General features: G+C 65.0%; 20 protein-coding genes. 14 read left to right on the top strand and 6 right to left on the bottom strand.

Going from position 1 to position 25,607, the window contains the following annotated elements:
* Positions 1-15: 15 nt before the first annotated feature.
* The gene (locus tag QA649_RS42535) at positions 16-441 is read left to right on the top strand and encodes a DUF1330 domain-containing protein (RefSeq protein WP_283022372.1); all 426 of its coding nucleotides are present in this window, start codon (positions 16-18) and stop codon (positions 439-441) included.
* Positions 442-735: 294 nt separating this feature from the next.
* Here QA649_RS42535 and QA649_RS42530 read toward each other — a convergent pair whose 3' ends face one another.
* From QA649_RS42530 to QA649_RS42520, 3 genes are all read right to left on the bottom strand, one after another.
* Positions 736-1,962 carry an ABC transporter substrate-binding protein gene (locus tag QA649_RS42530; protein WP_283022371.1) on the bottom strand — a complete coding sequence of 409 codons (1,227 nt, stop codon included), beginning with the start codon at positions 1,960-1,962 and terminating at the stop codon, positions 736-738.
* Positions 1,963-2,168: 206 nt separating this feature from the next.
* Positions 2,169-3,392 (bottom strand): ABC transporter substrate-binding protein, encoded by a 1,224-nt coding sequence (locus QA649_RS42525; RefSeq protein ID WP_283022370.1) that lies wholly within the window; start codon positions 3,390-3,392, stop codon positions 2,169-2,171.
* A 133-nt stretch (positions 3,393-3,525) separates the two neighbouring features.
* Positions 3,526-3,942: a DUF1304 domain-containing protein gene (locus QA649_RS42520; RefSeq protein WP_283022369.1), complete on the bottom strand. Its 417-nt coding sequence runs from the start codon at positions 3,940-3,942 to the stop codon at positions 3,526-3,528.
* A 40-nt stretch (positions 3,943-3,982) separates the two neighbouring features.
* On the opposite strand from QA649_RS42520, the gene QA649_RS42515 reads away from it, so the two are divergent.
* Positions 3,983-4,513: a methylated-DNA--[protein]-cysteine S-methyltransferase gene (locus QA649_RS42515; protein WP_283022368.1), complete on the top strand. Its 531-nt coding sequence runs from the start codon at positions 3,983-3,985 to the stop codon at positions 4,511-4,513.
* A 147-nt stretch (positions 4,514-4,660) separates the two neighbouring features.
* On the opposite strand, the gene QA649_RS42510 is transcribed toward QA649_RS42515, so the two are convergent.
* Positions 4,661-7,450 carry a [protein-PII] uridylyltransferase gene (locus QA649_RS42510; protein WP_018644339.1) on the bottom strand — a complete coding sequence of 930 codons (2,790 nt, stop codon included), beginning with the start codon at positions 7,448-7,450 and terminating at the stop codon, positions 4,661-4,663.
* A 188-nt stretch (positions 7,451-7,638) separates the two neighbouring features.
* Between QA649_RS42510 and QA649_RS42505 the strand changes: the two genes are divergently transcribed.
* The 6 genes from QA649_RS42505 to QA649_RS42480 all read left to right on the top strand — a co-directional run bounded on the left by QA649_RS42505 (position 7,639) and on the right by QA649_RS42480 (position 14,103).
* Complete coding sequence (locus tag QA649_RS42505) at positions 7,639-8,610, top strand: aliphatic sulfonate ABC transporter substrate-binding protein (protein ID WP_283022367.1); 972 nt, start codon at positions 7,639-7,641, stop codon at positions 8,608-8,610.
* 214 nt (positions 8,611-8,824) lie between these two features.
* Positions 8,825-9,670, top strand: a complete 846-nt coding sequence (locus tag QA649_RS42500; RefSeq protein ID WP_283022366.1) for an ABC transporter permease — start codon at positions 8,825-8,827, stop codon at positions 9,668-9,670.
* 4 nt (positions 9,671-9,674) lie between these two features.
* Positions 9,675-10,460, top strand: a complete 786-nt coding sequence (locus QA649_RS42495; RefSeq protein WP_283022365.1) for an ABC transporter ATP-binding protein — start codon at positions 9,675-9,677, stop codon at positions 10,458-10,460.
* 52 nt (positions 10,461-10,512) lie between these two features.
* The gene (locus QA649_RS42490) at positions 10,513-11,022 is read left to right on the top strand and encodes an OsmC family protein (RefSeq protein ID WP_027572477.1); all 510 of its coding nucleotides are present in this window, start codon (positions 10,513-10,515) and stop codon (positions 11,020-11,022) included.
* A gap of 188 nt (positions 11,023-11,210) precedes the next feature.
* Positions 11,211-12,020 carry a hypothetical protein gene (locus QA649_RS42485; RefSeq protein WP_283022364.1) on the top strand — a complete coding sequence of 270 codons (810 nt, stop codon included), beginning with the start codon at positions 11,211-11,213 and terminating at the stop codon, positions 12,018-12,020.
* Between the two features lie 406 nt (positions 12,021-12,426).
* Positions 12,427-14,103, top strand: coding sequence for a PAS domain-containing methyl-accepting chemotaxis protein (locus QA649_RS42480; protein WP_283022363.1), 1,677 nt, complete (start codon positions 12,427-12,429; stop codon positions 14,101-14,103).
* A gap of 126 nt (positions 14,104-14,229) precedes the next feature.
* On the opposite strand, the gene mutS is transcribed toward QA649_RS42480, so the two are convergent.
* The gene (gene mutS, locus QA649_RS42475; protein WP_283022362.1) at positions 14,230-16,968 is read right to left on the bottom strand and encodes a DNA mismatch repair protein MutS; all 2,739 of its coding nucleotides are present in this window, start codon (positions 16,966-16,968) and stop codon (positions 14,230-14,232) included.
* Positions 16,969-17,183: 215 nt separating this feature from the next.
* Here mutS and pcaF point away from each other — a divergent pair, with 215 nt between their 5' ends.
* The 6 genes from pcaF to QA649_RS42445 all read left to right on the top strand — a co-directional run bounded on the left by pcaF (position 17,184) and on the right by QA649_RS42445 (position 23,885).
* The gene (gene pcaF / locus QA649_RS42470) at positions 17,184-18,392 is read left to right on the top strand and encodes a 3-oxoadipyl-CoA thiolase (RefSeq protein ID WP_283022361.1); all 1,209 of its coding nucleotides are present in this window, start codon (positions 17,184-17,186) and stop codon (positions 18,390-18,392) included.
* A gap of 137 nt (positions 18,393-18,529) precedes the next feature.
* The gene (locus QA649_RS42465) at positions 18,530-19,423 is read left to right on the top strand and encodes a dioxygenase (protein ID WP_283022360.1); all 894 of its coding nucleotides are present in this window, start codon (positions 18,530-18,532) and stop codon (positions 19,421-19,423) included.
* A 117-nt stretch (positions 19,424-19,540) separates the two neighbouring features.
* Positions 19,541-20,242 carry a protocatechuate 3,4-dioxygenase subunit beta gene (pcaH, locus tag QA649_RS42460; RefSeq protein WP_283022359.1) on the top strand — a complete coding sequence of 234 codons (702 nt, stop codon included), beginning with the start codon at positions 19,541-19,543 and terminating at the stop codon, positions 20,240-20,242.
* A gap of 1 nt (position 20,243) precedes the next feature.
* Positions 20,244-20,834, top strand: coding sequence for a protocatechuate 3,4-dioxygenase subunit alpha (gene pcaG, locus QA649_RS42455; protein ID WP_283022358.1), 591 nt, complete (start codon positions 20,244-20,246; stop codon positions 20,832-20,834).
* Between the two features lie 230 nt (positions 20,835-21,064).
* The gene (locus tag QA649_RS42450) at positions 21,065-22,753 is read left to right on the top strand and encodes a methyl-accepting chemotaxis protein (protein ID WP_283022357.1); all 1,689 of its coding nucleotides are present in this window, start codon (positions 21,065-21,067) and stop codon (positions 22,751-22,753) included.
* Between the two features lie 40 nt (positions 22,754-22,793).
* Positions 22,794-23,885 (top strand): phosphotransferase, encoded by a 1,092-nt coding sequence (locus QA649_RS42445; protein WP_283022356.1) that lies wholly within the window; start codon positions 22,794-22,796, stop codon positions 23,883-23,885.
* 165 nt (positions 23,886-24,050) lie between these two features.
* On the opposite strand, the gene QA649_RS42440 is transcribed toward QA649_RS42445, so the two are convergent.
* On the bottom strand, positions 24,051-25,607 hold the full coding sequence (locus QA649_RS42440; RefSeq protein ID WP_283022355.1) for an MDR family MFS transporter: 1,557 nt from the start codon (positions 25,605-25,607) through the stop codon (positions 24,051-24,053).

The raw sequence follows: 25,607 nt of genomic DNA, 5'->3' as shown, positions 1-25,607 counted from the left end.
CGCGAGGGAGTACCTATGGGCCACATCGATCCGACCAAGGAGATTTTTGCGCAATTCCGGGACAACGACCGCCCGGGCCCGATCCACATGCTCAACCTGGTACGCCTGCGAAAGGAAGCCGCCTACCCCGATGGCCGCAAGGCCAGCGGCGCGGAAGCCTATGCCGCCTACGGCCGCGAAAGCGGCCCGGTGTTCGAACGCCTCGGCGGCCGCATCGTCTGGCAGGGCAAATTCGAGCTGATGCTGATCGGTCCGCAGGAGGAACGCTGGGACCATTGCTTCATCGCCGAATACCCAAGCGTTGCTGCCTTCGTCGAGATGATCCGCGACCCCGTTTATCGCGAGGCGGTGAAGCACCGTCAGGCCGCCGTGGAGGATTCGCGATTGATCCGGCACGCGGTGCTGCCGGTGGGGAAGAATTTCGGGGAGGTGCCGAAGTAGACGCCGCACAAGGCGGTAGCCTCTCTCCCCGTCATCCCCGCTCAACGGCGAAGCCGTTGTCGGTGGAGGTGCGAGACCTACGATGCGAATGCATCGTGGGTCGAGCCTCGAAGGATGCGCGGCCCCCATGCTTCTTGGCGACCGCCAGCCGGGCCGTCACCTTCGAGGGCCGCCGAAGAGGCGGCCACCTCAGGGTGACGGTGATGGATTGGGCTCGCGATCAATTCGCGCAGCGCGGCTAAAAAAAATCGGCGGCTCTCAGGCCGCCGATCGCATTTCAGAATCAAGCAACCGCTAACCCGCCGGGCCAGCATCCTCCAGGATCGGGCCGAACAGTTCCCAGCGCTCGCCATTGAACTTCATCATCTGAAGCTGCTTGTTGACGCGGTAGTCGGTCGGCGAGGTGTTGACGGCGATCCCCGGAAGCAGCAGATCAAGCTGCACGTTCTTCAGGCTGGTCGCCTGCTTCATCACGTTTTCACGGGTCAGATCGTCCCCGCACTGCTTCAGCACGTAAATCATCAACTGGCTCGTGATGTAGCCATAGGAGTTGAAGCTCGAATCCTTGTCGCCCTCCGGATAGTACTTCGCCATGAACTCGAAGTACTTCTTCATGCCGGGGTCGTCCTTCCAGGTCGGGTCGAGCGGATCCTTGCCGTAGTTGACGCTGATCACGCCCTTGGAGGCCTCGAGGCCCGCGGGCTTCATCACCGCACCGACCGAGGTAGCGTTGATGTCGAGGATCTGTACCGGATGCCAGCCGAGCTCGGCGATCTTCTTGATCGCCTGCGCAGCCTGCTTCGGCGTCGTGGCGCTGAAGAACAGGTCCGCACCGGCGTCCTTGATCTTGAGGATCTGCGAATCGACGGTCGGGTCGGAGACTTCATAGGAGGTCTCTGACACGATCATGCTCGACGCCTTGTCGGCGAGCCCGGCCTTGATGCCGTTCAAATAGTCTTTGCCGAGGTCGTCATTCTGGTAGAGGATTCCGATCTTGGCGTTTGGATGGTTCTTGATGATGTACTGGCCGTAGATGCGGCCCTCGACGAAGTAGTTGGGGTTGAAGCCCATGGTCCACGGGAAGTTCTTCGGGTCCGTGAACTTGGACGCGCCGGTCGATGCGAACAGCTGCGGCACTTTCTTGGAATTGAGATATTTCTGCACCGCCGCGTTCGAGGGGGTGCCGAGAAGCTGGAAGGTGAGCAGCACCTCGTCGCTCTCGACCAGCTTGCGCACCTGTTCCACGGCCTTCGGCGGCGAGTAGGCGTCGTCATACTGGACGAGGTTGATCTTGCGACCGTTCACGCCGCCCTGATCGTTGATCATCTTCATGTAAGCAGCCTGCGTCTTGCCGATAGTGGCATAGGCCGAGGCGGGCCCGCTAAAGGGGTTGGTCTGTCCGATCTTGATTTCGGTGTCGCTGGCGCCCGGATCATATTTCTTCTGGGCATTGGCCGCACAGACCGATAGCGCCACGGTCAGCGCCGTTGCCGTGGCCAGATGCAGAATTCCATTCCTCATTCGCAATTCCCTCAGTTTGTTATTGCCGATGATCTGACCGGCGCGCGCTTGCGCGTCGGACGTCACCGCTGAGGGCGAGTGTGGAGGAGGCGTTGCTGCGACGCAAGGTCGGCGTTCGTGGGGTGCACGCTTGTAGGGTGGGTTACGCCAGCGGACTACGCTTCGCGTAGCCGCGGGCTAACCTACCCTACGAAGTCTTACCGAAACTAACCCGACGGGCCCGTGTCCTCGATGATCGGGCCGAACAGCTCCCAGCGTTCGCCGTTGAACTTCATCATCTGCATCTGCTTGTTGACGCGGTAGTCGTTCGGGCCGGTGTTGATCTTGATGCCGGGCAGCGCAAAGCTGGGCGTGAAGTCCTTGATGTTGGCGACCTGCTTCATCACGTTCTCACGCGTGAGGTCGTCGCCGCACTGTTTCAGCACCTGCGTCAGCAGCTCGGCCACCGAATAGGCATAGGTGTTGACGGTGTTGAGCTTGTCGCCTTCGGGGAAGTACTTGTCCATGAAGGCGAAGAAAGCCTTCACGCCGGGATCGTCCTTCCACTGCGGATCGCCCGGCTCCTTGCCGTATTGGGTCGAGATGATGCCCTTGGAGATGTCGAGCCCGGCCGGCTTCAGCGTCGCCGAGATCGGGCTCGCATTGATGTCGAGAATGTGCACCGGCGTCCAGCCGAGGTCGGCGAGCTTCTTGATCGCCTGCGCCGCGAATTTCGGCGTCGAGGCATCGAAGAACACGTCGACGCCCATCGACTTCAGCTTGACGACCTGCGAGTCGACCGTGGGATCAGTGACCTCGTAGGACAGCTCGCCGACGATCATGCTGGCCTTGTCGCCGAGACCGCTCTTGAGGCCCGCGAGATAGTCGCGGCCCATGTCGTCGTTCTGATAGAGCACGCCGATCTTGGCGTTCGGATGCTCCTTGAGAATGTATTTGGCGTAGATGCGTCCCTCGGACACGTAGTTGGGATTGTAGGCGATGGTCCAGGGATAGTTCTGCGGATCGTTGAAGCGTGCCGCGCCGGTGGAGGCCAGAAGCTGCGGCACCTTCTTGCCGTTGAGATATTTCTGCACGGCGGCGTTGGCCGCGGTACCGATTAGCTGGAAGGTGAACAGCACCTCGTCGCCTTCGACCAGCTTGCGCACCTGCTCCACCGTCTTCGGCGGCGAATAGGCGTCGTCATACTGGATCAAATTGATCTTGCGGCCGTTGATGCCGCCCTGATCGTTGATCATCTTGAAGTAGGCGGCCTGCGTCTTGCCGATATTGGCGTAGACGGAGTAGGGCCCGGAGAACGGAACGGTCTGGCCGATCTTGATCTCGGTGTCGCTCGCGCCGGTGTCGTATTTCTTCTGGGCGAGGGCTTGGCTGGCGGAGAACGCGAAGGCGAGCGCTGCCGTGGCAGCTAGGAAAGCTCTGCGATTGGTCATGTTGGGTTGTTCCTCCTGACGGAATTTTCGGCCGATGGTCTTTTTCCGTTGTCGCAACGGCCGCCATCGCTGCCTGAGATTGTGGAGGAAGGGCAGCCGCCGCGCAAGGATCGCGGCGCTGCGCCGAAGCGTCTCAGGCCAGAAACAACGCAACCAGCGCGACCGCCGCCGGCACCGCCTGCACGATAAGGATCCGCGTGCTGACGGTCGCCGCGCCATAGGCGCCGGCCACGATCACGCAGAGCAGGAAGAACACCTTGATCTGGAACGCGAAGGCCGGATTGCCGTGGACGAGGCCCCAGATCAGGCCGGCGACCAGGAAGCCGTTATAGAGCCCCTGATTGGCGGCCAGCACCTTTGTGATCTCGGCCTTCTCCGGCGTATTGCGAAACACCTTCAGGCCCTGTGGCTTGTCCCAGAGGAACATTTCCAGGATCAGGAAGTAGGCGTGCAGTGCGGCGACCAGCGCCACCAGGACATTGGCGATCAGGTTCAAGTTGAGCTCCCCCAAAAGCGTCAGCTTTCGGGTGGACGTTAGCACGGCTGCCATGGCAAGTGCGATGGGTGTATTTCGATTGCCTGGTGCCGCAATGCCCGTTCGATCAACCAAGACGCCTGAACGCTTCGGCCTCGATCGCATGGCGACGCCGATCGGGATCGCGCTGCTGGTCACCGATGCCGAGGGCAATCTGCGGGCGCTCGACTGGGAAGACTATGAGCACCGCATGCGCGAGCTGTTGCGCCTGCATTACGGCGCGGTGGATCTCAGCGATCAGCCTGCGCCGACGGCGATGCGCATTGCGCTGTCGGGTTATTTCGACGGCGATCTCGATCAGCTCTCAGGGATTGCATGGCGTATCGCAGGGACGCCATTCCAGCAAAAGGTCTGGACCGCGCTTGCCAAAATCCCGGCCGGGACCACGCTGAGCTACGGCGCGCTCGCGGCAAGGATCGATACGCCAAAAGCCATTCGCGCCGTCGGCCATGCCAACGGCTCCAACCCGATCAGCGTCGTGCTGCCGTGCCATCGCCTGATCGGCGCGGATGGCTCGCTGGTGAAATACGGCGGCGGGCTGGAGCGCAAGCGCTGGCTGCTGCGGCACGAGGGGGTGGAGGTTTAGGTCTCTCTCCTCGTCATTCCGGGGCGCGCCGCGCAAGCGCCGAGCTATGGTGCGCAATTGCGCACCTGAGAATCCATCGTGCCACCGACTCCGCGGATGAATGGATTCCGGGTTCGCGCTACGCGCGCCCCGGAATGACAGGCTATTTCACGCCGCCGGCTGAACCGCCTTGTCGCCGGCCATCACGTGGGTCAGCGCGCTCTTGATCGCGGATTGCCGGGTCGGCGCGTTGATCTGTGCGCCGAGGAGGTCGGTGACGTAGAACACGTCGCGGGCACGCTCGCCGAAGGTCGCGACATGGGCCGAGGCGATGTTGAGGTTGAGCTTCGAGATCGCGGTGGTCAGCTCGTAGAGCAGGCCCGGGCGGTCGAGGCCGGAGACCTCGATCACGGTGTAGCGGTCGGACCATTGGTTGTTGATGGTCACTTCCGGCTCGATCACGAAGGGCTTTGCCTTGCTGCGCACGGTGCGCCGCGCCACCACTTCGGGCAGGCGCAGCTTGCCTTCCAACACGTCCTCGATCATCTCGCCGATGCGCGTGGCTCGGCGGCCCTCGTCCTCGTCGCGGTCGTATTCCCTGGAGATCGAGATGGTGTCGAGCGCACGGCCGTCGGTCGTGGTGTAGATCTGCGCGTCGACGATGTTGGCGCCGGCCGAGGCGCAGGCGCCGGCGATGATCGACAGCAGCCAGGGATGGTCGGCGGCGAAGATCGTGAGCTCGGTGACCCCGCGCACCTCGTCGAAGCCGACATTGATCGCGAGCTTGTGGCCGGCCTGCTCGCTTGAACGCACGAAGCGGGCGTGGCGGATCTTGCGCGGCAGCTCGACCTTGAGCCAGTAGGCCGGATAGTGCCGGCCGATATAGGCATCGAGCTCGTCCTTCGGCCATTCGGCGAAGGCCATGCGGAACTCGGCATGCGCGGCCGCGAGGCGCTTGCCGCGGTCGACTTCCGAGAAGCCCCCTGTGAGCACCGGCTCGGTCTCGTAATACAGCGAGCGCAAGAGCTGCGCCTTCCAGCCGTTCCACACGCCGGGGCCGACGCCGCGGATGTCGGCGGTGGTGAGGATCGTCAGCAGCTTCATCTGCTCGACCGACTGCACCACGGCGGCAAAGTTCTCGATGGTCTTGCGGTCGGAGAGGTCGCGCGACTGCGCGACCGTGGACATCGTCAGATGCTCCTCGATCAGCCAGGCCACGAGTTCGGTATCAGCCGGGCTGAAGCCGAGCCGCGGGCAGAGCCGGCGCGCCACCTTGGCGCCGGCGATGGAGTGATCCTCGGGCCGGCCCTTGGCGACGTCGTGCAGCAGCGTTGCGATGTAGATCACTGCGCGGTGCTCGGGTCTCGTTTTGCGCATCAGGTCGCTGGCGAGAGCGAACTCCTCGATGCCGCCGCGCTCGATGTCCTGCAGGAAGCCGATGCAGCGGATCAGATGCTCGTCGACGGTGTAGTGATGATACATGTTGAACTGCATCATCGAGACGATCTTGCCGAAGGCGCGGATGAAGTGGCCGAGCACGCCGGTCTCGTTCATCCGTCGCAGCACGATCTCGGCGTTATCGGAGGTCAGGATCTCCATGAACAGCCGGTTGGCTTCCGGATTTTCGCGCAGCTGCGCGTTGATCAGGCCGAGCGAGCGCGTCACGTCGCGCATCGCATCCGGATGAAAGGCGAGGTTGTTCTTCTGCGCCAGGCGGAAGATGCGGATCAGATTGACCGGATCGTGCTTGAACACGTCGGGCGCGGCGACGTTGATGCGGTTGTTGTCGACGATGAAGTCGTCGCTGTCGGGCACGCGCCGCTTCACCGCGGTCGGCCGCAACCGCGCCATCATCCGGCTCAGCACCGGCGCGGGCTTGGCCTGCTGGTCCTCGAGCTTGGCGCAGAGGATGGCGGTGAGGTTGCCGACCTCCTTGGCGACCAGGAAGTAGTGCTTCATGAAGCGCTCGACGTCCTGCATGCCGGGATGCGAGGTGTAGCCGAGCCGGACCGCGATCTCGCGCTGCAGGTCGAAGGACAGGCGCTCCTCGGCGCGGCCAGAGTAGAAATGCAGATTGCAGCGCACCGACCAGAGGAAGTCGGCGCAGCGGCGGAAGCTGCGGTATTCCTGCGCGTCGAACACGCCGCGCTCGACCAGCTCGTCGGTGTCGCGCACGCGGTAGACGTACTTTGCGATCCAGAACAGCGTGTGCAGGTCGCGCAGCGCGCCCTTGCCGTCCTTGACGTTTGGCTCGACCAGATAGCGCGACTGGCCGCCGCGGCGATGCCGCTCCTCGCGCTCGGCGAGCTTTGCCGTGACGAATTCGGATGCGGTGCCCTGCACCACTTCCTTGTCGAAGCGCTCGACCAGCTCGTCATAGAGCGGCTGGTCGCCGGTGAGGAAGCGCGTCTCCAGGATCGCGGTGCGGATGGTCATGTCGCCGCGCGCCTGCCGGATCGATTCGTCGACCGAGCGCGTGGCGTGACCGACCTTCAGGCCCATGTCCCAGAGGCAATAGAGGATGGCCTCGGCAACCTGCTCGCCCCAGGCGGTCTGCTTGTAGGGCAGGATGAAGAGGAGATCGATGTCGGACTCGGGGGCCATCAGGCCGCGGCCGTAGCCGCCGGTCGCGACCACCGCCATGCGCTCGGCGCCGCTCGGGATCGGCGAGCGATAGAGATGGCGGGTCGCGGCCGAATAGAGGATGCGGATGATCTCGTCCTGCACGTGGCACAGCCGCTCGGCGCAGCGGCGGCCGTGGCGGTCCTTCAGCAGGATCGCCTGCGCCGCGGCGCGCGCCGCGATCAGCTCGGCCTTGAGCAATTGCGCCATGGCGGTGCGGAACGCGTCCTCGCGTCCCTCGTGCTTCTCGGCAAGCGCATCGACCGCGGCGGTGATCCGCGCGGTGTCGAAGCGATCGTCCACCTGTGGCTTCTGCTCAGTTGCGACGCTATCCATGTCTCACCGGATATAAGAGGTGACAGGCGCTGTCACCCGTCATTCGCGGGCAATAGTCGTTCCGTGCTGGAAAAGGCTGGCTTCGGACAAATCTGTTCTCGGCCGGCGCCCTTTCAAGGGTCGGATTTTCTCGTTGACCTCTAGATATAACTCATTGAAAAACAATGAAGTTTTGGAGGAGGCCGGGCATGACCAGGATTACACGACGCATTCTGCTGGCGGGCGCAATGACGCTCGCTTTGATCCCTGCGGCGCAGGCCGCCGATCCACTCAAGGAAATCCGCATCGACTGGGCGACCTACAACCCGGTGTCGATGGTGCTGAAGCAGAAGGGGCTGCTGGAGAAGGAGTTCGCCAAGGACGGCATCACCATCACCTGGGTGCAGTCGGCCGGCTCCAACAAGGCGCTGGAATTCCTCAACGCCGGCTCTATCGATTTCGGCTCGACCGCAGGCTCGGCGGCGCTGGTGGCGAAGATCAACGGCAACCCGATCAAGTCGATCTATGTCTATTCGCGTCCCGAATGGACCGCGCTGGTGACGGGCAAGGACTCCAAGATCGCTGATGTCGCCGACCTCAAGGGCAAGCGCGTCGCGGTGACGCGCGGCACCGATCCGCACATCTTCCTGGTGCGCGCGCTGCTGGGCGCGGGCCTGACTGAAAAGGACATCACGCCGGTGCTGCTCCAGCATGCCGACGGCAAGACCGCATTGATCCGCGGCGATGTCGATGCCTGGGCCGGTCTCGATCCCATGATGGCGCAGGCCGAGGTCGAGGAGGGCGCAAAGCTGTTCTATCGCAAGGCCGATGCCAACACCTGGGGCATCCTCAATGTGCGAGAGCAGTTCCTGAAGGACTATCCGGATGCCGCCCGCCGCGTGCTCGCGGTGTACGAGGAGGCGCGCAAATATTCGCTGGCGAATTACGACGAGCTGAAGAAGACCTTCATCGCGGTGACGAAGCTCCCCGAGGCCGTCGTCGACAAGCAGCTCAAGGAGCGCACCGAGCTCACCCACAGCCGCATCGGCGCAGCCCAGCGCGAGTCGATCCTCGCCGCCGGCCTCGCGCTGCAACAGGCCGGTGTCGTCGACGCCAAGGTCGACGTGAAGGCGACGCTGGATGCCTTGATCGACGACCAGGTGCCGCTGCCGACGAATTGATCTTTCTTCTACCCTCCCCTGGAGGGGGAGGGTCGATCGCGCGCAGCGCGAGCGGGGTGGGGTGACAGTCTTTCCGCGGAAGCGGTGCCCGTGTGGAGAGATCACCCCACCCCGCTGTGCATTTCGCTTCGCTGCATGCCCAGCGACCCTCCCCCTCCAGGGGAGGGTAAGGGGCACCCTTGCATTCCCCCTCTAGACGCGCTTCCTACCGGCCATGATCTCCGACGCGCCAGCGCTGCAACAATCATCGGAACCAGCCGAGAGCGCCGCCGCGCCTTCGCGGCTGTCGCGCTATGCGCGGCCGATGTTGGGCGTGCTGCTGCCGCTTACGCTCGCGCTCGGGTGGGAGCTCGTGGTCTGGTCCGGCTGGTCCAACGGGCGCCTGGTGCCGCCGCCCTCTCGCATCTTCACCACCATCACCGAGCTCGCCCGTTCCGGCGAACTGGTGCGTCACATCACTGCGACGCTGTGGCGTGTCGGCCTCGGCTTCGCCTTCGGCGTAGTTGCGGGGACGCTGCTCGGCGCGATCTCCGGCTACTGGTCGCTGGCGCGCCGGCTGCTCGATCCGACCGTGCAGGCGTTGCGCGCGATCCCGTCGCTTGCCTGGGTGCCGCTGTTCATCCTGTGGCTCGGCATTTTCGAGACCTCGAAGATCGCGCTGATCGCGGTCGGCGTGTTCTTCCCGGTCTATCTCGGCGTGATGGGCGCGATCCTCTCGGTCGATCGCAAGATCGTCGAGGTCGGCCGCACCTTCCGTCTCTCCGGCTTCGCGATGATCCGCCGCATCCTGCTACCCGCCGTGCTGCCGGCTTACGTGGTTTCCTTGCGCGTCGGCCTCGGTCTCGGCTGGATGTTCGTGGTCGCGGCCGAGCTGATCGGCGCCTCCGAAGGCCTCGGCTATCTCCTGCTCGACGGCCAGCAGCTCGGCAAGCCCGCGCAGATCCTTGCCGCCATCGTGATCTTCGCCATCCTCGGCAAGCTCACCGACTGGCTGATCGAAGTTGCCGCCGCGCCGTTCCTGCGCTGGCAGGACGCCTTTGGTCGCGCGAAGGGAGCTTGAGGCAATGCTGGCGCTCGACCGGGTCAGCAAGACCTATCCCAATGGCGTCGAGGCGCTGGCGCGCTTCTCCGCCGAGATCAAACAGGGAGAGATCATCGCCATCATCGGCGGCTCCGGCTGCGGCAAGTCCACGCTGCTCCGCGCCATCGCCGGCCTCGATCGTGCCAGCTCCGGCACGGTGACGCTCGACAGCGAAGCGATCGCTTCGCCGCATGCCAAGATCGGCATCATCTTCCAGGAGCCGCGCCTGCTGCCCTGGCTCAGCGTCGCCGACAATATCGGCTTCGGCCTCGCCGACCTGCCCGCGGCCGAGCGGCGCGCGAAGGTGGCGCGCGCGCTGGAGCGCGTCGGGCTTGCCGACAAGGCACAGGCCTGGCCGCGCGAGCTTTCGGGCGGGCAGGCGCAGCGCGTCGCGATCGCCCGTGCGCTGGTGCCGCAGCCCGAGGTGCTGCTGCTCGACGAGCCGTTCTCCGCACTCGATGCCTTCACGCGCAGGGATCTGCAGGATCATCTGCTCGACCTATGGGCCGACACCCGCCCGACCTTGATTCTCGTTACACATGACGTCGACGAGGCCGTGGGGCTGGCCGATCGCGTACTGGTGATGCGGCCGCGACCGGGCCGGCTGTTCGACCAGATCGAGATCAATCTCGGCCGGCCGCGCGACCGCAATTCGCCGCTGTTCGAGAATTTCAAGCGGAGTGTGCTGACATCACTCGATCGTTCGCTCGACCGCAGCGTGCCCGACCGGGACGCAACCCAGGGTCCCGGCCAGGCCATGTGGTGGTGACAATGTCTCTCTGAGCCGGTACATCGAGGAGCGATTTTTCCGGGAGAGAACAATGGACGCCGCTGAACTGCGCCAGATGCAGGCCCCGATCAAGGAGCGCTACAAGACCGATCCCAAGGCCGCGCTGATCACGCTGAAGGCCAAGGGTTCCACCGACAGCGAAGGTATTGCGTGCAAGGTCGAGACTGGCCGCGCCATCGCGATGGCCGGCCTGCATCCCGCCACCGGCGGCTCCGGCCTCGAGCTCTGCTCCGGCGACATGCTGCTGGAAGCGCTCGTCGCCTGCGCCGGCGTCACGCTGAAATCGGTCGCGACCGCGATCGAGGTGCCGCTGAAGACCGGCAACGTCTACGCCGAAGGCGATCTCGACTTCCGCGGCACGCTCGGCGTGGACAAGGAGACCCCGGTCGGCTTCGCCGAGATCCGCTTGCGCTTCGAGGTCGATACCGATGCGCCGCAGGACAAGCTCGATCTGCTGCTCAAGCTCACCGAGCGCTATTGCGTGGTCTACCAGACCATCAAGAACGGCCCGAAGGTCTCGGTGTCGATGCAAAGGATGTGAGATGAGGACCGCAGCCTGACAATCGGTGTCGTCCTGGCCTTGTGCGCAATTGCGCACTGGAGCCAGGACCCATTACCCCAAGCGCCGATTGTCTCGCGGTACCGGCAACTACGACCGTCCAACACAGCGAAGCCTGTGGTTATGGGTCCTGGATCTGCGCTTCGCTTGTCCAGGACGACGAATGAAAAATGTCCCTCGACCTCCACTTCATCCTTTTCCTGCTCCTGCGCATGGCGATCGCGGCGGCGTTCGTGGTGACGGCGTCTGTTATCACCGAACGCTCGGGGCCGGTGATCGGCGCGCTGATCGCGACCCTGCCGGTGTCGGCAGGTCCGTCCTACGTCTTTCTTGCGATCGACCATGACGCCGCCTTCATCGCGCAGGGCGCGCTGGCGAGCCTGCCGGTCAATGCGGCGACGATCTTCATGTGTCTCACCTATGTCGTGCTGTCGCAGCGGCACGGACTCGTCGTGAGTTGCGGAAGCGCGATCGCGGTGTGGATCGTGCTTGCCTCGATCATCCGCCAGTTCGAGTGGTCGCTCACCGCGGGCCTTGCTGCCAATTTGATCGCATTCGGCATCTGCATTCCGCTACTCGCAGGTTATCGCCATGCGAAAATGCCGCTGGTGACGCGCCGCTGGTATGACGTCCCGATGCGGGCCGCGCTGGTCGCGACCCTCGTTGCCATCGTGGTCTCGACCTCCGGCTGGGTGGGTCCCCGCATCAGCGGCATCATCGCGCTGTATCCCGTGGTGTTCTCCAGCATCATGCTGATCCTGCATCCGCGCATCGGCGGTCCGCCGACGGCCGCCGTCCTCGCCAACTCCGCGTGGGGCCTGCTCGGATTCGGCATGGCGATCGCCGTCATGCACGTCGCGGTGGTGCAATTCGGCTCGGCTGTCGGTTTGACTCTCGCACTCGGCACCTGCGTCACCTGGAATCTGACGCTGTGGGGGATCGGCCGGCGCGCGATGCGCAAGGCGCGACAGGAGCCGTGAGACTACGGAAAAACACGACATGGCGTCGCGCGAATACGTTATGCCAAGTTCAATTTGCGCCGATGAGATGATGCGGCATCTCCTCAAGCCGTTGAATGAGAAACCTCATTTCAGCTTCTGCCGTTTTTTCCCGGCTTGAACGCCTCTGTCCATCGCGCGGACATGCTGATCCATCGGCCGCCGAATTCCGACATTTCTATTAGAACTTTGTTCGAGCTTTTCCCGTACGAATCGGATCGCACACCAGCTTCCGATTCCGTCCGCGCAAATTGGCGCGGCTCTCTTTTTCAAGGCGAACGGCCCACGGGAGCCGCAGACTGAGATACGGCGACGCTGCCGCGCGGTCACATCCCTGGTTCCGACGGGCGCGTCCCCATCGGTGGTTTTTCGAGATGGAGATTGTTTGATGTTTGGTCGCAAGTCCCGCAGTGATTCGGACGCACAACTCGCCGCCATCGGCCGCTCGCAGGCCGTGATCGAATTCAACCTTGATGGGACGATCATCACGGCCAACAAGAATTTTCTCGATGCCCTCGGCTATCGGCTCGACGAAATCCAGGGCAAGCATCACTCCATGTTCGTGCCGGCCGACCAGCGCGACAACGCCGAGTACAAGGCGTTCTGGGCCGCATTGAACCGTGGCGAGTATCAGGCGAGCGAGTTCAAGCGGATCGCGAAGGGCGGCCGCGAGGTCTGGATCGAAGCATCCTACAATCCAGTGCTCGACGGCAACGGCAAGGCGGTGATGGTCGCCAAGATTGCGACCGACATCACTCAGAAGAAGATCCGGAGCATGACGGACGCCTCGAAGATCGCCGCCAGCAGCCGTGCCCAGGCCGTGATCGAGTTCAAGCTCGACGGCACCATCGTCACCGCCAACGAGAATTTCTGCAAGGCGCTCGGCTACTCGCTGGCCGAGATCGAGGGCAAGCATCACAGCATGTTCGTCGAGGCCGCCGAGCGTGACGACGCCGGCTATCGTCAATTCTGGGCCGCGCTCAACCGCGGCGAATATCAGGCCGGCGAGTTCAAGCGTATCGGCAAGGGGGGGCGCGAGGTCTGGATCCTCGCCTCCTACAATCCGCTGCTCGACGAGAAGGGCAAGCCGTTCGGCGTCGTCAAGTTCGCGACCGAAATCACCGCGGAGAGGCTGAAGAACGCCGATCTCGCCGGTCAGATCGCGGCGATCGACAAGGCCCAGGCCGTGATCGAGTTCAACATGGACGGCACGATCATCACCGCCAATACCAACTTCCTCGCCACGCTCGGCTATTCGCTGGCCGAGATCAAGGGCAGGCATCACAGCATGTTCGTCGAACCCAGCGAGCGCGACGGCGCCGCCTATCGCGAGTTCTGGGCCGCGCTCAACCGCGGCCAGTACCAGGCGGCCGAGTACAAGCGCATCGGCAAGGGCGGCAAGGAGGTCTACATCCAGGCCTCCTACAATCCAATCCTCGATCTCAACGGCAAGCCGTTCAAGGTCGTGAAATATGCCACCGACACTACGCGACAGGTGCTGGTCCGCATGGGCAACGAACGCGTCCGCGGCATGATGGAATCGGTCGCCGCCGGCTCCGAGGAGCTGAACGCCTCGGTGCGGGAGATTTCCGAGGCGATGACCAAGTCGCGCGAGACCGCGATGAGCGCGGTGGATCAGGTTGCCGCCGCCGACGCCCAGGCGCAGCGCCTCACCGAGGCCGCGCAGGCGATGAGCGGCATCGTCGAGATGATCAACAACATCACCGGTCAGATCAACCTGCTCGCGCTCAACGCCACGATTGAATCCGCCCGCGCCGGCGAGGCCGGCCGGGGCTTCGCGGTTGTCGCCTCCGAAGTGAAGAGCCTCGCCAACCAGGCTAAGCAGGCGACCGACAAGATCGGCCAGGAGATCGGCAGTCTCAACGGCATCTCCGGCGACGTCGTCAGCGCGCTCGGCTCGATCAAGCAGGCGATCAACAATGTCAGCGAATACGTGACCTCGACCGCCGCCGCCGTCGAGGAGCAGAGCACGGTCACGAACGAGATGTCGACCAGCATGCAGCGCGCGGCCGCGGAGGCCGCGGCGATCGCGGCGAGGGCGTAAGGCCAAGCGCTCGGGAATCGTAGGGTGGGCAAAGGCGCGCGCACTTCGCGCGCCGTGCCCACCATCTTTCTGCGAATTCGTCGTTGCATGGTGGGCACGCTGCGCTTTGCCCACCCTACGGCACCGCTACTGCTTCGGCAGCTTGGCCTTCAACGCATAGAGCGCATCGAGCGCCTCGCGCGGGGACATCTCGTCGGGGTGCAGCGCTTTCACCGCGTCCATCAACAGCTCGGCCTCGCTCGGCGGCGCGGCCTCGGCGGCGGCGCGGGAGGGGACGGCGAACAGCGGCAGATCGTCCACCAGCGCACGCGCGGTCTGGCCACGGTCCTGCGCCTCCAGCTTGGAGAGCACGGATTTTGCGCGCGTGATCACCGCGGGCGGCAGGCCGGCGAGCTTCGCCACCTGGATGCCGTAGGAGCGATCGGCCGAGCCCGGCAGCACCTCGTGCAGGAACACGACGTTGCCCTGCCATTCCTTCACCCGCACCGTCGCATTGAACATGCGCGGCAGCTTGGCCGAGAGCGCAGTCAGCTCGTGATAATGCGTGGCGAACAAGGTGCGGCAGCGGTTGCTCTCGTGCAGGTGCTCGATCGCGGCCCAGGCGATCGAGAGGCCGTCGAAGGTCGCGGTGCCGCGGCCGATCTCATCCAGGATCACGAGCGAGCGCTCGCCGGCCTGGTTCAGGATCGCCGCGGTCTCGACCATCTCCACCATGAAGGTGGAGCGGCCGCGGGCGAGATCGTCGGCGGCACCGACGCGCGAGAACAGGCGGTCGATGATGCCGATCCGCGCGCGTGTCGCCGGCACGAAGCTGCCGATCTGGGCGAGCAGCGCAATCAACGCGTTCTGGCGCAGGAAGGTCGATTTACCGGCCATGTTCGGGCCAGTCAGCAGCCAGAGCTGGCCGGATTTTTGTGCGGGGCTTGGCGAGAGATCGCAGGCATTGGCGATGAACGGCTCGCCGTTGCGCTTGAGTGCCTGCTCGACCACGGGATGACGCCCGGCCTCGATCGCGAAGGCGAGGGAGCCGTCGACCTCGGGCCGCACATAGTTCTCGTCGATCGCGAGCTTGGCCAGCGACGTCGCGACATCGAGCAGCGCAAAGCCTTGCGCCGCCGCACGCAGATCGTCGCTGATCTCCAGCGCCTTGGCACAGAGCTTCTCGAAGATCTCGAGTTCGAGGCCGAGCGCGCGGTCGCCGGCATTGGCGATCTTGGCTTCGATCTCGCCGAGCTCGGCAGTTGTGAAACGCACCTGGCCCGCCAGCGTCTGGCGGTGGATGAAGGTCGCATTCAGTGGCGCCGACATCAGCTTGTCGCCGTGCTGCGCGGTGACCTCGACGAAATAGCCGAGCACGTTGTTGTGCCGGATCTTCAGGCCCTTCACGGAGGTCGCGTCGGCGTAGCGGGCCTGCATCGAGGCGACCACCAGGCGCGAGGCGTCGCGCAGGTTCCGGGCTTCATCCAGTGCCGGTTCGTAGCCGGCGCGCACGAAGCCGCCATCGCGCTTGATCAGCGGCAGCTGCTCGTCGAGCGCTGTCGCGAACTCGGCCGCGAGCTCGCGCGAGGGCCGCTTCAGCGCCGCCATCACCGCCGCGATCTCCTGCGGCGGCTGGTCGAGCTCGCCGAGCCGCGCCAGCACCTGATCGGCGGCGATGATGCCGTCGCGGATGCCGGCGAGGTCGCGCGGTCCGCCGCGGCCGACCGAGAGACGGGCTAGTGCCCGCGACATGTCGGGCGCGCCGCGCAAAATGCTGCGGATGTCCTCGCGCGCGGCGGAATCGGCAACGAAAGCGCCGACCGCATCGAGCCGCCGCGCGATCGCCGGCGCGTCGGTCAGCGGTGCGGCGAGGCGTTGCGCCAGCAGACGCGAGCCGGCCGAGGTCACGGTGCAGTCGATCGCGTCGAGCAGCGAGCCGCGGCGCTCGCCGGCGAGCGTTCGCGTCAGCTCGAGATTGGCGCGCGTCGCCGGATCGATCGCCATGGTCGCGCCCGAGGCCTCGCGCGCGGGCGGCGACAGCGGCGGATGCTTGCCGACCTGGGTGCGGTCGACATAGGTGACGGCAGCGGCCGCAGCCGTGGCTTCCAGACGCGTCAGCTGCGCCAGCCCATCCATGGTCGCGACCGCAAAGTAATCGCACAGGCGCTTCTCGGCGGTGGCGCCGTCGAAGACGTCGCGGGTCAGCGGCGTCACCGCCGGCAGCTCGCGCAGGGTCTGGCCGAGCTCGCTGTCGTTGTAGAGCGCGTCGGTGACGATGGCCTCGTTCGGGTTGATGCGTGCCAGCGTCGCGGCGAGCTCGCCGCCCGAAACCTCGGTCACCATGAATTCGGCGGTCGAGATGTCGATCCAGGCGAGGCCGAAGCGGTCGCCGCCGGCGGAGGAGCGCGCGCGCGCGATCGCCAGCAAGTAGTTGTTGGCGCGCGCGTCGAGCAGCGTGTCCTCGGTCAGCGTGCCCGGCGTGACCAGCCGCACCACGCCGCGGCGCACGACGCTCTTGTTGCCGCGCGCTTTCGCCGCCGCGGGATCCTCGGTCTGCTCGCAGACCGCGACCCGGTGACCGGCCGAGATCAGGCGGTGAAGGTAATCCTCGGAGCGCTCGACCGGAACGCCGCACATCGGGATGTCGGCGCCCTGATGCTTGCCGCGCTTGGTCAGGACGATGCCGAGCGTCCTCGAGGCGATCTCGGCGTCCTCGAAGAACAGCTCGTAGAAGTCGCCCATCCGGTAGAACAGCAAGAGGCCCCGATGCGCCGCCTTGATCTCGAGGTACTGTTCCATCATCGGCGTGACGCGCGCTGTGGCTTCCGCCTGCGGCGCGGGCGTTTCGTCGGGCGGCGGTACGGGTATCGGCTGTTGCATGGTCATGGGCGGCGCAACCTACAAAATTTCGGCACCTGCTCCTATCGGTTTGGCCGGAGAGGGGAGGTTTTCCACGTTGTCCGCACCGCGGCATGCGTGGCGGGCCGCAGGCCCCTGCAAATCGCACGCGAAACCGTCAATTGACCTGCCGCGGGCGCCCTCCTAAAACTCCGCCGACATTGAAGAATTTGGCCGGATCGCGGCATTCAGGGAGAACAACGATGCGTGACGTCTTTATCTGCGATGCCGTGCGGACCCCGATCGGTCGTTTCGGCGGCTCGCTCGCCAAGGTGCGTGCCGACGATCTCGCCGCAGCCCCGATCAAGGCGCTGATGGCCAAGCATCCCAATCTCGACTGGGCGCAGGTCGACGAGGTCTTCTTTGGCTGCGCCAACCAGGCCGGCGAGGACAACCGCAACGTCGCGCGCATGGCGCTGCTGCTGGCCGGCCTGCCGGATTCGGTTCCCGGCCAGACCCTGAACCGGCTCTGCGCCTCCGGCCTCGACGCCGTCGGCGCCGCAGGCCGTGCCATCCGCGCCGGCGAGATCGAGCTTGCGATTGCCGGCGGCGTCGAATCCATGACCCGCGCGCCCTTCGTGATGGGCAAGGCGCAGGAAGCGTTCTCGCGCTCGGCCGAAATCTTCGACACCACCATCGGCTGGCGGTTCATCAATCCGCTGCTCAAGGCGCAGTATGGCGTCGATGCGATGCCGGAGACCGGCGAGAACGTCGCCGAGGAATTCCAGGTCTCGCGTGCCGACCAGGACGCCTTCGCGATCCGCTCGCAGCAGCGCGCCGGCGCCGCCATCGCGGCGGGTTATTTCGCGGAAGAAATCACGCCGATCACGATTCCCGGCGGCAAGGCCGGCCCCATCACGGTCGACAAGGACGAGCATCCGCGGCCTGAGACCACGCTGGAAGGTCTGGCAAAACTGAAGCCGATCGTGCGCAATCCCGGCACGGTCACCGCCGGCAACGCCTCCGGCGTCAATGACGGCGCCGCCGCGATGATCCTCGCCTCGGAAGCCGCGGTGAAGAAGCACGGCCTGACGCCCCGCGCGCGCATTCTCGGCCTCGCCTCGGCGGGCGTGCCGCCGCGCATCATGGGCATCGGCCCGGTGCCGGCGACCCGCAAGCTGATGGAGCGTCTCGGCAAGAAGATCAGCGATTTCGACCTGATCGAGCTCAACGAGGCCTTCGCCTCGCAGGGCATCGCCTGCATGCGTCAGCTCGGCGTCGCCGACGATGCCGATTTCGTCAATCCGCATGGCGGCGCCATCGCGCTCGGCCATCCCCTCGGCATGAGCGGCGCGCGTCTCGCGCTCACCGCCGTGCATGGCATGGAGAAGCGCGGCGGCAAGCTGGCGCTCGCCACCATGTGCGTCGGCGTCGGCCAGGGCGTCGCCGTCGCGATCGAGAAGGTGAACTGACGGGACGCTACGCGTCCCGTCATCCCGGAGCCGCTCGTTAGAGCGGAATCCGGGATCTCGAGATTCCGGGTCTGGTCCTTCGGACCATCCCGGAATGACAGTGTTGAAGTTACGCGAGTCGCTTCAGGGACCATTCCATGATCATCGAGCGCGAGCAGGACGTCACGGCCGCGGCACTGGCGGTGATGGAGCGGACATCCGATCCGCGGCTGCGCCAGATCATGGTCTCCCTGGTCAAGCACCTGCACGCCTTCGTGCGTGACGTTCGCCTGACCGAGAAGGAGTTTCGCGATGCCACCGCTGTCATCGCCGAGCTCGGCAAGCTCACGACCGACACCCATAACGAAGTCGTGCTGATGGCGGGCTCGCTCGGCGTCTCCCCGCTGGTGTGCCTGCTCAACAATGGCGATCAGGGCAATACCGAAACCGACCAGTCGCTGCTCGGGCCGTTCTGGCGACTGAACTCGCCGCGGGTCGAGAATGGCGGCTCGATCGTGCGCTCGGAGACACCGGGGGCGCCGCTGTTCGTCAATGGCCGCGTCGTCGACAGGGACGGCCGTCCCGTCGCGGGCGCGGAGGTCGATGTCTGGCACGCTTCGCCGGTCGGCCTCTATGAGAACCAGGACCCTGAGCAGGCCGACATGAACCTGCGCGGCAAGTTCACGACCGACCAGGACGGGTGCTTCGCCTTCCGCTCGGTGATGATGGTCGGCTATCCCATTCCGACGGACGGTGTGGTCGGCCGCCTGCTGGAGGTGCAGAGCCGGCACCCCTATCGACCCGCGCATCTGCATGCCCTGATCTTCAAGCCCGGATTCAAGGTGCTGATCTCGCAGGTCTACGATCCCGCCGACCCTCATATCGACAGCGATGTGCAGTTCGGGGTGACGCAGGCGCTGATCGGCAAGTTCCAGCGCCGCGAGACGCCGCATCCGACCGCGCGCGACGTCACGACGCCCTGGTACTCGCTCGATCACACCTACCGGCTCGAGGCTGGGGAAGCGGTGCTGCCGCGTCCACCGATCAAATAGCGCGCCTGCCAGCGCAGGAAGGCGGCCAAACCCGCTTCCCCAAATTAGTTATATCCTATAATGATTGGCGGAAGCGTTGACCGGCTGGATCTAAAATGGCCGGGGAGGAGTTCGCCAATGACATTCATCTATCCCATCGATAGCAACAAGGCGCATCCGCTGCCGCTGTCGCCCGAGTACAAAAGCTCGATCAAGCGCGCGCCGAACAAGCCCTTGATCCCGATGCGCCACACGCTGTCGGAGCTGACCGGCCCGGTCTACGGCCAGGAGACCGTGCGCGAGGGCGACAACGATCTCACCACCCAGCACACCGGCGAGCCGATCGGCGAGCGCATCATCGTGCACGGCCATGTGCGCGACGAGGACGGCCGCGGCGTGCCGAACTCGCTGGTCGAGATCTGGCAGGCCAATTCGTGCGGCCGCTATGTCCATGTCCGCGACCAGCATCCGGCGCCGCTCGATCCGAATTTCACCGGCGCGGGCCGCACCGTGAGCGATGCTGCCGGCTACTACCGCTTCGTCACCATCAAGCCCGGGGCCTATCCCTGGGGCAATCACCACAATGCGTGGCGCCCCGCGCATATCCATCTCTCGGTGTTCGGCCATTCCTTCGTCACGCGGCTGGTGACGCAGATGTATTTCCCGGCCGACCCGCTGTTTCCGTTCGACCCGATCTTCAACTCGGTGCCGGACGAGAAGGCGCGGGCGCGGATGGTTTCCTCGTTCGACTTAGAGAACACCCAGCCCGAATGGGCGCTGTGCTACCGCTTTGACATCGTGCTGCGCGGCAAGAACGCCACGCCCATGGAGAACCACTAACGTGCAGGATAACGGGATCACCCCATCGCAGACCGTCGGTCCGTTCTTCAAATACGGACTGACGCCAACCGGCGAGTATGCCTGGAACGACGCGTTCACCAATTCGACGCTGACGCCCGACGTCACCGGTGACCGTGTCCGCATCGAGGGCCGCGTGTTCGACGGCGACGGCGTTGTCGTGCCCGATTGCATGCTGGAGATCTGGCAGGCGGATGCGCAAGGACGCTTCGCCGACCCGCAGGACAAGCGCGCGTTGCCCAATGCCAGCTTCCGCGGCTTCGCCCGCTGCGGCACCGACAAGGACGGCAATTACTCCTTCGACACCATCAAGCCGGGCGTGGTGCCCGATCCCGACGGCAAGCCGCAGGCGCCGCACATCGTCCTCGCCGTGTTCGGGCGCGGCATGCTCAGGCATCTCTACACCCGCATCTATTTCAGCGACGAGGCCGGCAACGCCGCCGACCCCGTGCTGGCGCTGGTGCCCGCTGAGCGCCGCGCCACGCTGACCGCGGTGCGCGAGGCCGGCAAGCCGGTCTATCGCCTCGACCTGCACCTCCAGGGCGACGACGAGACGGTGTTCTTCGACATGTGAGGCAATGCGTCGCGGCGACTCCGGGGCGCCGCGACGCGCTTCTCATTCAGCGCAATTGCAGCCGGTGCTGCACGTTTGAGCGTCAGTCTCACTGACCCAAAACCGATTGATCGATCCTACTCCCGTAGTTCTGCGGAGCTTTTCCGTCTGCAACCTGTCCGCGAAGAAAGTCCGTATTTACCGTAACGATCTAGGCTCGGTGCGGATTTGATTCGCGCCTGGATTGCCATATGAAAATTCGTCTGTCGTTGTCTTCCGCGATCATTGCGTTCGGCATCGTGCTCGCCATCGGCTTCACCGCGGTCGTCTCCACCAGTCTCTATGCGCTACGCGAGCTCAAGGTCGGCGGTCCGCTCTATTCCGATATCAAGCTCGGCAATGACCTCATCGCCGACATCCTGCCGCCGCCGGAATATGTCATCGAGGCCTACCTCGAGGCCACGCTCGCGATGCGCGAGCCGGACCAGCTGGCGGCCCATGCCGAGCGCCTGGTCCAGCTTCGCAAGGACTACGACGAGCGCAAGGCCTACTGGGTCGCCTCCAGCCTCTCGGCCGACCTGAAGACTGCCCTGGTGTCGAAATCCGATGCCGAGGTGCAGAAATTCTGGAAGGCGTCCGACCAGCTCCTGCCAGCCCTGAAGGCCAAGGACATGGCTGCCTCCGAGCGCACCTATGCGCAGCTCAAGGAGGCCTACACCGCGCATCGCGCCGTCATCGACAGCATCGTCGAGAGCGCCAACAAGCAGAATGCCGACATGGAGAAGCTGGCAGCGGACCGCGACAGCTCGATCCTCTATATCCTGCTCGGTGTCTCCGCCGCGGTACTGGCTTTCATTGCCGCCGGCCTGCTCGGCGTTGCCCTTGGCGTGGTCCGTCCGATCGTGCGCATGACCGGCACGATGCAGAAGCTCGCGACCGGCGATCTCGCCGCCGACATCCCCTTCGCGCATCGGCAGGACGAGATCGGCTCGATGGCGGGCGCCCTCGAGGTGTTCAAGCAGGGGGCGATCGAGAATTCCCGCCTGCGCGAGGAGCAGTTGCAGAACGAGCAGGAGGCCGCACGTGCCAAGCGCTCCGCCCTGCATCAGATGGCCGAGACGGTGGAGCGCGAAACCGGCCGCTCGGTCGATACCGCGAGCGCCGCGAGCCAGGGCGTAGAACGGGTCGCCTCCAGCCTGTCCGAGATCGCCCGCTCGCTGTCCACGGAATCACAGGCTGTCGCCGCGGCCTCGACGCAGGCGCTGGGCAGCTCGCAGACGGTTTCGGCCGCAGCCGAGGAGCTGAGTGCCTCGATCCGGGAGATCGCGACCCAGGTTGCACGCACCTCGACCGTCACGAAGTCGGCGGTCGAGGGCCGCGAGCAGGCGCGTTCGACCATCCAGGCGCTGGCCGGATCGGTGAAGAGGATTGCCGAAGTCTCCGACCTCATCGGCGGCATCGCCGGTCAGACCAACCTTCTGGCGCTCAACGCCACCATCGAGGCGGCGCGGGCCGGCGAGGCCGGCCGCGGCTTCGCGGTGGTCGCGGCCGAGGTGAAATCCCTGTCCGACCAGACCGCCAAATCCACCGAGGAGATCGGGCGTCTGATCGCCGAGATCCAGGCCTCGACACAGGCGGCCGTGGACGCGGTCGAGGCCATGGGCGGCCACATCGTCGAGATCGACGGCGTTGCGACCTCGGTCGCCGCGGCGATGGAAGAGCAGGACGCGGCGACACGGGAGATCGCGCGATCGATCTCCGAATCGGCGTCCGCCGCAAAGGACGTCTCGGCCAAGATCGGCAATGTCAGCCGCGATGCGGCTTCCGTGAACGAGCGCGCCGCGGAGGTCAGGCAGGCGATCGCAGGGATGGCGGCGAACCTCGAGCAGCTGCGGTCGGTCGTGGTCCGGACCGTGCGGGACTCCACCGCCGCGGCATAAGCTGGTCGGTCGCTGGTGCCCGGGATCGTGATCGTGCAGTATGGCGCGGGACAGGGGCATCGTGGTCATGACACTTCCACAATTGCCGGCGGTCGTTGAGCCCGCCCGACTGACGGCTGCGCTGCGCCGGGGCGGCGTGCTGGATGCTGGCGCGGTGCGCGAAGTGAAGGTGCTGCATCAGCGTGACACCGTCGTGTCACATATCGTCCGCCTCGGGCTGCGCTATGTCGGCGAATCCACCGGCGCTCCGCAGTCGCTGATCCTCAAGACTCCCAATTCCGCGTTCGCCGAAAGCCTCGCCAATGGCGGCCGGCGCGAGGTGGATTACTACACCCAGCTCGTGCCGAAGATGCCGCCGGGACTGGTGCCGCGCTGTTTTGACGGGCATTTCGACGAGGGCGGCCCCAGCTGGCATCTGCTGCTCGAGGACCTCACCGACAGCCATGACATCGCGATGGCCTGGCCGGTGCCGCCCTCGCGCGAGCAGACGTTCGCCATCGTCACCACGCTCGCACGCTGGCATGCAGCCTGGTGGGACCATCCGAGCCTCGGCGACACCGTCGGGACCTGGGCGAGCATGGACGAAAGCGCGCAACGCATGGAGACGTTTGCGGGCCATTATGACCGCTTCGCCGACCTACTCGGCAATCGCCTCAGCGAGGAGCGGCGAATCCTCTACCGTCGCCTGATCGATCAGTCGGAGCGGCTGTCCCAGCGCTACCATTCGCGCCGTCATCTCAGCATCACGCATGGCGACGCCCATACCTGGAATTTCATGCTGCCGCGCGCGGGCGTCTCTGACACCGTGCGCATCTTCGATTTCGATCTCTGGAGCATCAACGTTCCGACCCACGACCTCGCCTACATGATGGCCATGCATTGGTATCCGGAACGCCGCCAGGCGCTCGAACGCCCGCTGCTCAATCTCTACCACGACACGCTGATCGAGAGCGGCATCACCGGCTACACGCGCGGCGCACTCGATCGCGACTACCGCTGGGCGGTGCTCTGGCAGATCACGCGGCCGGTCTGGCAGTGGAGCATCAACATCCCGCCGCTGATCTGGTGGAACAATCTGGAGCGCGTGATGATCGCGGTCGAGGATTTGGGGTGCGAGGAGTTGTTGGGGTAGGGGAGGCGCCACAAGCCCGATGTCGTCCTGGCGAAAGCCAGGACCCATTACCCCAGGGCGTGGTTGTGGCACAAACTGTAACCGCGAGCCTTCCAAACTCCGTTCGGTGGTAATGGGTCCTGGATCTGCGCTTCGCTTGTCCAGGACGACGGGGGGTGAAGGAGCCTACTCCATCACTGCATGTTCGGGCCCTGCCGCCTGCTTGCGCAGGGTGGCCTTGGTCGAGCCGATCATCAGCGCGAGCGGGATGGTGCAGAGGATGAAGACCATCACCAGCATGTAGTCATGCGCGAAGGCGATGATCTGCGCCTGCACGCCGACCATCCGGTCGGCCATGGCGCGGCCGGCGTCGGTGGAGAGGTTGATGATGCCGCGCACGTCCGGCATTTGCAGGGCGTGGTTGAATGGGTTGATGTGCTCGGAGAGGATCGCATAGGTCCGCCGCGTGCCCTGCGTCAGCTCGGCGATGACGACCGAAATGCCGACCGAGCTCGCGACATTGCGCATCAGGGTCAGCATGGCGGTGCCATCGGTGCGCAGATGGTTCGGCAGGGTCAGGAACGACACCGTCGAGAGCGGCACGAAGACGAGACCGAAGCCAAAGCCCTGGATGATGCTGACGGTCACGATCTCCGGCACCTGGGTCAGGTCGGTCCAGCCGGTCATCTGGAACAGCGAGCCCGCGGTCAGAGTGAGGCCGGCGATGATCAGCGTGCGGGCCTCGAAATAGCGCATCATGCGGCCGACCAGCATCATGGCGAAGAAGGTGCCGAAACCGCGGCTCGCCAGCAGCAGGCCGGCCGTGATGATGGGATATCCGATCACGTTCTGCATGTAGGGCGAGGCCAGCGCCATGGTGGAGAACAGCACGAGGCCCATCACGACCATGAACACGCAGCCGGTGACGAAGTTGCGATCCCGGAACAGCGCAAAGCGGATGAACGGCGTCGAGGTCGTGAAAGAGTGCGCGAGGAAGAAGTAGAATGCGACCGCCGAGACGATGAACTCCGCGATGATCTCGTTGGATTCCAGCCAGCCGAGCTGCTCGCCGCGATCGAGCGCGAGCTGGAGCGCGCCGATCGCGATTGCCAGCGCTGCGAAGCCGAGCCAGTCGAATTTGAGGCTGAGGTCCTTCTTGGTCTCGTCCATGAAGACGATCAGCCCGAGCACGGTGATCGCGCCGAACGGCAAATTGACGAAGAACACCCAGTGCCAGGAATAGGTCTCGGTCAGCCAGGCGCCCAGCGATGGGCCCATGATCGGGCCCATCATCACGCCCATGCCCCAGATCGACATCGCCTTGGCGCGCTCCTGGAGCGTGTAATAGTCGAGCATGACCGACTGCGACAGCGGCACCAGCGCCGCGCCGAACACGCCTTGCAGCAGGCGGAACAGCACCATCTGGTTGATGTCCTGCGCGAGGCCGCACAGCACCGAGGCGAACGTGAAGCCGGCCGAGCAGATGATGAAGATGCGCTTGCGGCCGAAGCGGTTGGCGATCCAGCCCACCGGCGCGGTCATGATCGCGGCGGCAACGATATAGGCGGTCAGCACCCAGTTGATCTGGTCCTGCGAGGCCGACAGGGTGCCCTGCATGTAGGGCAGTGCGACGTTGGCGATGGTGGTGTCCAGCGCCTGCATGATGGTCGCGGTCATGGCGCAGATCGTCACCATGTTCCGGCGCAGGCCGGGGACCATCAGGCTGGCATTGGGGCCGGACAT

Source organism: Bradyrhizobium sp. CB1717 (genome assembly GCF_029714325.1).
GTDB lineage: Bacteria > Pseudomonadota > Alphaproteobacteria > Rhizobiales > Xanthobacteraceae > Bradyrhizobium.
This window is presented reverse-complemented; position numbering and strand designations above follow the sequence as displayed.